A 473-nucleotide genomic window follows, 5' to 3' on the forward strand; every position below is an offset into this window, starting at 1 on the left:
GTTTCACCAATATTTGTCGTGAAAAGGCCGCGAAAGGCGCCTTTTGGGCATTTCCGGAAGCTTCGCGCGAACGGACCACAAGAGGTAGAGCGCCAGGGGCTAGCGGCGAGCCGGGCCCGGAATTCTTAAGGAACGAACCATGGAAAACATCGCACTCGCCGATCCGGGCGCGCATTTGTCGATCTGGGGCCTGTTCATGCAGGCCGGCTGGGTGGTCAAGCTGGTCATGCTTGGCCTGCTCGGCGCCTCGGTCTGGACCTGGGCCATCGTCATCGACAAGCTGATTTCCTACGCGCGCATCCGCGTTGCGTTGAACCGCTTCGAGCAGGTGTTCTGGTCTGGGCAATCGCTTGAGGAACTCTACCGCAACCTTGCCGACCGCAAGACGGTTGGAATGGGCGCCATCTTCGTGGCCGCGATGCGCGAGTGGAAGAAGAGCTTCGAAAAGGGTGCGAAGTCGCCGCTGGCGCTGC

Annotated in this window: 1 pseudogene; it reads left to right on the plus strand. The window is 60.9% G+C overall.

The window, feature by feature from the left end:
- Window positions 1–139 precede the first annotated feature (139 nt).
- A pseudogene (locus RAD15_RS43685) lies at window positions 140–473 on the plus strand (protein TolQ); the annotation flags it as partial.

The sequence above is a fragment of the Bradyrhizobium sp. 14AA genome, from assembly GCF_054185205.1.